Source organism: Campylobacter anatolicus, from assembly GCF_018145655.1.
Lineage (GTDB): Bacteria > Campylobacterota > Campylobacteria > Campylobacterales > Campylobacteraceae > Campylobacter_A > Campylobacter_A anatolicus.
Genome location: NZ_JAGSSY010000003.1, coordinates 309,571 through 316,510 on the forward strand (window position 1 = coordinate 309,571; position 6,940 = coordinate 316,510).

The 6,940-nt window shown below is 34.7% G+C and carries 6 protein-coding genes and 9 tRNA genes; 5 read left to right on the forward strand and 10 right to left on the reverse strand.

The window, feature by feature from the left end:
• The first annotated feature begins 88 nt into the window (after window positions 1-88).
• From KDE13_RS06840 to KDE13_RS06855, 4 genes are all read left to right on the forward strand, one after another.
• Entirely contained in the window at window positions 89-1,408 is a 1,320-nt protein-coding gene (locus KDE13_RS06840; RefSeq protein WP_212143193.1) for an MATE family efflux transporter, read from the forward strand.
• A gap of 372 nt (window positions 1,409-1,780) precedes the next feature.
• The gene (locus KDE13_RS06845) at window positions 1,781-2,095 is read left to right on the forward strand and encodes a type II secretion system protein (RefSeq protein ID WP_212140994.1); all 315 of its coding nucleotides are present in this window, start codon (window positions 1,781-1,783) and stop codon (window positions 2,093-2,095) included.
• Between the two features lie 9 nt (window positions 2,096-2,104).
• Window positions 2,105-2,800 carry a tetratricopeptide repeat protein gene (locus tag KDE13_RS06850; RefSeq protein ID WP_212140993.1) on the forward strand — a complete coding sequence of 232 codons (696 nt, stop codon included), beginning with the start codon at window positions 2,105-2,107 and terminating at the stop codon, window positions 2,798-2,800.
• 577 nt (window positions 2,801-3,377) lie between these two features.
• Entirely contained in the window at window positions 3,378-3,680 is a 303-nt protein-coding gene (locus tag KDE13_RS06855) for a c-type cytochrome (protein ID WP_212140992.1), read from the forward strand.
• Window positions 3,681-4,334: 654 nt separating this feature from the next.
• Here KDE13_RS06855 and KDE13_RS06860 read toward each other — a convergent pair.
• From KDE13_RS06860 to KDE13_RS06900, 9 genes are all read right to left on the reverse strand, one after another.
• Window positions 4,335-4,407: transfer RNA gene (locus tag KDE13_RS06860), tRNA-Lys, on the reverse strand.
• 41 nt (window positions 4,408-4,448) lie between these two features.
• A tRNA-Asp gene (locus KDE13_RS06865) sits at window positions 4,449-4,525 on the reverse strand.
• A 7-nt stretch (window positions 4,526-4,532) separates the two neighbouring features.
• Window positions 4,533-4,608, reverse strand: a tRNA-Val gene (locus tag KDE13_RS06870).
• A gap of 9 nt (window positions 4,609-4,617) precedes the next feature.
• Window positions 4,618-4,693 (reverse strand) — tRNA-Glu (locus tag KDE13_RS06875).
• 20 nt (window positions 4,694-4,713) lie between these two features.
• Window positions 4,714-4,789 (reverse strand) — tRNA-Lys (locus KDE13_RS06880).
• A 12-nt stretch (window positions 4,790-4,801) separates the two neighbouring features.
• Window positions 4,802-4,878 (reverse strand) — tRNA-Asp (locus KDE13_RS06885).
• A 9-nt stretch (window positions 4,879-4,887) separates the two neighbouring features.
• Window positions 4,888-4,963: transfer RNA gene (locus tag KDE13_RS06890), tRNA-Val, on the reverse strand.
• A gap of 9 nt (window positions 4,964-4,972) precedes the next feature.
• Window positions 4,973-5,047 (reverse strand) — tRNA-Glu (locus KDE13_RS06895).
• A gap of 12 nt (window positions 5,048-5,059) precedes the next feature.
• A tRNA-Lys gene (locus tag KDE13_RS06900) sits at window positions 5,060-5,135 on the reverse strand.
• Window positions 5,136-5,291: 156 nt separating this feature from the next.
• Here KDE13_RS06900 and KDE13_RS06905 point away from each other — a divergent pair.
• Window positions 5,292-6,425: a GGDEF domain-containing protein gene (locus KDE13_RS06905; protein ID WP_212142122.1), complete on the forward strand. Its 1,134-nt coding sequence runs from the start codon at window positions 5,292-5,294 to the stop codon at window positions 6,423-6,425.
• Between the two features lie 22 nt (window positions 6,426-6,447).
• Here KDE13_RS06905 and KDE13_RS06910 read toward each other — a convergent pair whose 3' ends face one another.
• On the reverse strand, window positions 6,448-6,831 hold the full coding sequence (locus tag KDE13_RS06910) for a nicotinate phosphoribosyltransferase (protein ID WP_212143194.1): 384 nt from the start codon (window positions 6,829-6,831) through the stop codon (window positions 6,448-6,450).
• Window positions 6,832-6,940 lie beyond the last annotated feature (109 nt).

Sequence of the window (6,940 nt, forward strand, 5' to 3'; positions counted from 1 at the left end):
AATTTATATTGCTTGAAATTTATAAAGCTAAAGTGTAAGTGTATTTTCATATTTTTTTGCTAAAATTACGCCTTTAAAAGGTAATTTTATGAACTTATCGCTTAAAAAACTTACTATTCCTATCTTTATTGATATGTTTTTACACTTTATCACACTCATTATTAACACGTATATGGTTACAAAAGTTAGTGTCCACTTAGTCGGTGCTATGGGTGCTGGTAATCAAGTTATGGATCTATTTATGACTATTTTTAGCTTTCTTAGCGTTGGATGTTCTGTCGTCATCGCACAAGCACTAGGAGCTAAAAATCACAATCTTGCAAAACGCGTCATACACGCATCTATAACGTTTAATACCATCTTAGGATTTGGCTGTGCCGTGCTTATCTATTTTTTCGGATATGAAATTTTAGAGCTTTTAAACGTCCCGGCCGATACTCAGCAAGAGAGCTTTAACTACTTGCATATGCTCGGACTTGCTCTTGCATTCGATGGCATAGGTATGGTTATAGCTGCTGTGTTACGTGTATATAACTTCGCAACTGCAGTTATGCTAGTCTCACTTTTAATGAATGTCATTACACTTTTTGGCAATGCTATTGCCCTTTTTGGCTGGTTTGATTTACCAAACTACGGACTTTATGGTGTGGCTATTAGTACTATTATAGGGCGATTTATCGGCGTTATCGTGCTTTTAGTGCTACTTGTTAAGTTGGCAAAGGTGAGAGTTTATATCCAAAGATTATTTACATTACAATTTAAAATTTTAAATAAAATTCTAGCCGTTGGTCTGCCAAGTGCTGGAGAAAATTTGCTCTGGATGGGGCAATATATGGTCGCTTTTGGTTTTGTTGCGAGTATGGGCGAAGCAAGTTTGTCGGTGCAGACGATATACTTTCAAATTTCACTTATTATAATGCTCTGTGGTGCAAGTATTAGTGTAGCAAATGAGGTCATCGTGGGACATTTAGTCGGTGCTTTAAGATTTAATGAGGCTTACAAACGGACGTTTCGTGCTTTGAGTATAGGTATAACTGCGACTAGTGTGGTTGTAATAGTTGTGTTTTTTACTAAACACCATATAATGGCGGAGCTAAATTTGACAGATGAGCTTAAAAGCATTATGTTGCCACTCTTTACACTCTCGCTCGTGCTTGAGACTGGACGGACGTTTAATATAGTCATCGTAAATGCCCTACGTGCCAGCGGTGATGCAAAATTTCCACTAATGAGTGGCCTTGCTTTTATGTGGGGGCTAAGCCTGCCACTCGGATATTTTTTAGGTATATATCTTGGCTGGGGGATTTTGGGCGTTTGGATAGGCTTTTGCACAGATGAGTGGGTACGAGGACTTGTTAATACTTGGCGTTGGAAGAGCCGAAAATGGCAGAGCAAAAGGTTGGTTTAGACAATCCTCTTATCCAAAAACTAACTCCAACAACAACTCTATCCATTATGTTATAATCTATGTAAAAAGGATTATAACATAGCAATCTGAGTTAGTTGAGTTAGTATAATAAAACAAACTACATATTGTAGTAAAAGCCATAAGTATAATTTTAAACAAAAAGTAGTGCTAAAATTAGATATTCTAAGAAAGAGTATAAGGACTAATGGCATTTCATAAGACATTAATAGTTAAGAATATCAATGCTTAACATACGCTAAAAATCAATAAAATGATAATAATAAATTTTTACATCAAACTTTTAAAATTTAGCTAATATTATCCTAAAATATCTTATAATCAAATTTAAATTTTACTTTAAATGGAGAAAAGATGGATCACAACGCACTTTTGACACAGCTTGGATACAACGTAGATAAGAGCACTAGTGAACAAATAAAGAGAATTTTAAACAATACCGATGGATTAACCGCTGAAAATGTCATCGCACTAAATGATCGCCTAAAACCGCACCTTTGCTTTGTCGCGATGAGTGGAAGTGAAGATAGATTCAAGATAAAAAATGTCGCAAGTGTCGCAGAGATAAAAAAACGAGTAGATGAGATCATTGTTGAATGGGCACAAAAATACAAGATGAATCTTAAAGAGATAAACGATACAACTTACTATATACTCGGTAAAATTTAAGGCCAAATTATGACAAAAAGCGTTATAGTCGCGATTTTAGCAATACTATTTTTTACAGGTTGTTTTCAAACATCACGTATCTCACTACCGAATCAAGGCGATCTAACCTCTAGTTCACAAACTTCAGAAGACCTCTGGCAAAAAGAGCAAACACCAAAAATAGAAGAGAGCAAACAGCAAATTTCTAAAAATGCCATAACTATCTTAACACCAAAATGTGATGATGGCGATATGGCAGCATGCAATGACACTGGAGCAAACTATGAGTTTTTAAAAAACTACGAAAATGCTTTTAAATTTTATGAGATAGCTTGCAATGGTGGCGTAGAGCTTGGATGTGCAAATTTAGGACAGCTTTATGAAAATGGGATTGGAATCAAAAAAGATCCCAAAAAAGCAGTAGAAATTTATAAAACAAGTTGTAACAAAGGCGGTCGCCACTCCTGCTATCATCTAGGCAATGCATATCGCAGAGGCGATATCGTCGCACAAGATTACGAAATGGCGATGAGTGCTTACACAAACGCGTGCGAAGCTGGAGATGTGCCATCATGTGCAAATATTGGTGCAATGTATGAACTTGGTCTTGGAATAGAAAAAGATGAAGTGCGTGCGTATAAAATTTATACCGTGGCATGTTATCGCGGTCTAAATAAGGCGTGTCCACAAAAAGAACGACTCGGCAAAAAACTAGGACTTGAATAAACCTTGTCTTGGTTTTTGCACTAGGACTTAGTGAATGCTAATCGTGGTAAGATGTGCTTGACAGCGATAAAGAAATTTTAATATCAAAATACGAATCAAATGATAAAATATTATGCAATAAGCTAACTGTAAATTTTAGTAGATTAAATAACTTTAGAAAGGCTAAAAATTTACTATCAAAAAGCATGTTATAGCAATCTAGCAACGGCTTGTTCAAATTTAGAACAAATTTATAAAAAAGGCTTAGCCTAAGAAAAGCATAGATACAAAAGCCCTTAAACTTTATAAATTCACTTGTGATAGCAAAGACGGTGAGTTGCTATTAACCAAGCTTTGCTACTAATAGGCATAAATGACGATAAAACAAAGCTTAGCCTATCTTTTACTCGCTAAAAGTTGTGAGTTAAACCAAACTAAGCAATTATTAAATTAAGACAGATAGACTTTACAAACGAGCTTATGAGCTTGGAAAGTGTATAAAGTAAATTTATTTTCATTAATGCTCATATGGTAAATTAAAGTTTGATTTATATTTTTATAATATAATGTAACGAAAATCTTATAAAAGGATAGAAAAATGAAAAAAATGTTAATTGTTTCTGGTGTTGTTGCCATGCTTGCAACTTCAATGTTCGCTGCTGATGGTGCGACAATATACAAAAAATGTGCTGCCTGTCATGGACAAAAAGCTGAGAAAATGTTTAGCAACAAAGTCCCAGTTTTAACCACACTTGACACAGCTGCAATTATAGATGCTATAAAAGGCTATAAAACTGGTGTAAATAAATTTGGTATGGGTGCGATGATGAAGCCTATCGCAACTCCTATGAGCGATGACGATATCAAAGCTGTCGCTGAATATATCCAAACACTAAAATAATCAAAGGCGAGTTCTCTCGCCTCTCTTATAGTATAAATTTATATAATTTCTACTTTATATTATATATATCTCTACCTCTATATCTATAGTCTGTGCTATATTTTACTAAGCGATGATACACTAATAATCTTTTTTGAACGATGTTTGAAGATGACAATCTTTAAAAAGATAAAAGCTACTTTCTCAATCTCACATTTAACTAAAACCACTTACGCCCATCTCTCTTTATGTGTAGTTTCTAGCACTCATATACTCAAGCAAGGAGTCTACGCAATAACAGTGCATAAGCTAATATATAACCTAAACGCCTACTTTATTATCTGCTAGTGTTGTGTTTTGTTTGGCGGTGTTTAGCCCTTGTTTAAATTTAGCTATGCCTTAGTTAATACTTTCAAACTAAAAGTCAAGCTATCTTTGATATAAATTTTACATAACATCCTTGCTTGGTTAAAACTTAAAAAATACTTAAATAATAGTTAATGTGTCTCTAAACCAACTGGACGTTTGTTAAGTTATTTTTAATAGTAATCTTGGTAGTGCAAGGATTATTAAAAGTGTAAAAGTCTTTTTTTTTGCAGAAATGCTAAAGAATAAGTGTAAATACAATGATAAAGTTGAACTAAAAATTTAATACTATGTAATTTAAATCGGATTTGCCCCGTGTAGGGTTCGAACCTACGACCCCATCATTAAGAGTGATATGCTCTACCAACTGAGCTAACGAGGCAAGTGTATCAAAATACCTTAAACTAAGGCTTATACTCAAAATGGCGCAGCGGACGGGGCTCGAACCCGCGACCTCCGCCGTGACAGGGCGGCATTCTAACCAACTGAACTACCGCTGCACCTAAATGGTGGTCGCTATAAGACTCGAACTTATGACATCCACCTTGTAAGGGTGGCGCTCTACCAACTGAGCTAAGCGACCAAATAAAAATGGCGACCCTTAGAGGATTTGAACCTCTGTTTCTACATTGAGAAAGTAGAGTCCTGAGCCACTAGACGAAAGGGTCATAACCCTTAACAATTTAAATGGTGTCCTGCGTTGGATTCGAACCAACGACCCCCTCATTAAAAGTGAGATGCTCTACCGACTGAGCTAGCAAGACATTTAAATTTAATGGCGCAGCGGACGGGGCTCGAACCCGCGACCTCCGCCGTGACAGGGCGGCATTCTAACCAACTGAACTACCGCTGCACCTAAAAATGGTGGTCGCTATAAGACTCGAACTTATGACATCCACCTTGTAAGGGTGGCGCTCTACCAACTGAGCTAAGCGACCAAATAAAAATGGTGACCCTTACGAGAATCGAACTCGTGTTACCAACGTGAGAGGCTGGTGTCCTAACCGCTAGACGAAAGGGCCAATAAATTTAAATGGTGTCCTGCGTTGGATTCGAACCAACGACCCCCTCATTAAAAGTGAGATGCTCTACCGACTGAGCTAGCAAGACATTTTTAAAATGAAGTGTGATTATACTAAAAAGTGCCATTTTTGTCAAGTAAAAATATGTTTTAACTTTAAAATAATTTTTTTATATATATAAAAGAAATTTTAAAATATAATGTAATAGTTATAATAAATTTTATACCAAAATAAGGTAGAGCTAATGAAAAATAGCGATGTATTTATCTGGAATAAAGACTTTGAAACTGATATATCAAACATAGACCAAGAGCATAAAAAGCTAGTTGAGATCATAAACACGATAAGCAAAAAATTATCAGAGTTAGATACTGTGTTTGAGGATATGCAACCTATTTTTAAAGAGCTATTTGACTATACAAATTATCACTTTAAAAACGAAGAACAGATAATGAAAAATGTTAACGTTGATGTCAGACACGTTAAAGAACATATAGCAGCACATAGAAATTTTATAAAAGAGATAACGCTTCAATACAACAAAATAGATCAAGATAACGTAAAAAATACTGCAAAGCATCTACTCGATTTTCTAGTGCAATGGCTTACATTTCACATACTTGGAATGGATAAAAATCTCACAACACAGATAAAATTTATAGAATCAGGTGATACACCAGAAGAAGCATTTAATGCGATAAATGGTGTAAATTATGGTCAGCTTGATACGCTTGTGAAGTCTTTTAATGGCGTTTTTGCAGTGCTTATAAAATCAAACGAAGAGCTACTAACACTTAAAAAATCTCTTGAAGAAAAAGTGGAAGAACGCACAAAAGAGCTTAAAGATTCAAATATAAAACTTACCGAAGCATACAAAAAGCTAGAAACTATCGCTCTTACAGATCAGCTAACGGGGCTAGGAAATCGACATAAAACGATGGCAGAACTAGATAGATATATGTCTAAATTTTTAAATTTTAATGAAATTTTTTCTGTGATTATGTTTGATGTCGATAGCTTTAAAACAATCAACGATACCTACGGGCACGATGCAGGGGATAACGTGTTAATAGAGCTATCAAACTCGCTTCAAAAAACTATACGTAAAAATGATATAGCTTGTAGAGTTGGTGGTGATGAGTTTTTAGTAATATGTCCCAAAACAGATGAAAAGAGCGTTGAGCGACTAGCCAAAAGAATACACGAAGCTATTTCTAAACTAAAAATTACATTTGATAGCAATGCCTGTTGGCTTGGCTCTGTAAGCATTGGTACGGCTACTTGTAATGAAAAAGTCAATACAAAAGAACATATGCTAAAAATAGCAGACAATAATCTTTACATTACAAAGAAAAATAAGAAAAAGTCTACCATTTAAGATCTCTTTGGATCTCTTGGACTCAAAATAGACGCCATAAAATCATATTTTCCAACCAACCAAAATCCTCATAAGCCCCACTTATCTTTAAAACTGGCTCATTTGCACTTATCATATCTCCATCGTTTAGTGCATATATCTCTAAATTTTGTGGATTTGTAGCAAATTTATGGATAATAGCAATACTCTCATCTACTCCACAAAGCATAACATCATCATGGCGTTGAAAAAACTGCATAGTTACTCTTTGGTTTGGTAGATGTTTGCCTACTATTTCTTTTACCTTTAAAAAATATTTTGCTGTATAAAAACCTTTTGCTATCTTCTCATCTAGGTTAAAGGTTTTATCGGTAAGCCTTTTTATAAGACCTTGTTCTTTTAATAAAATTTCCTTTCTAACACACATTTTAATTATTTTACTTTTCTATACTCTGTGTTTTAGATATTTCCTCTTTAGCTTTTTGATTACTCTTAACTTCATCTACTTTAGAACTAGCTTTATTCTTTACCTTATT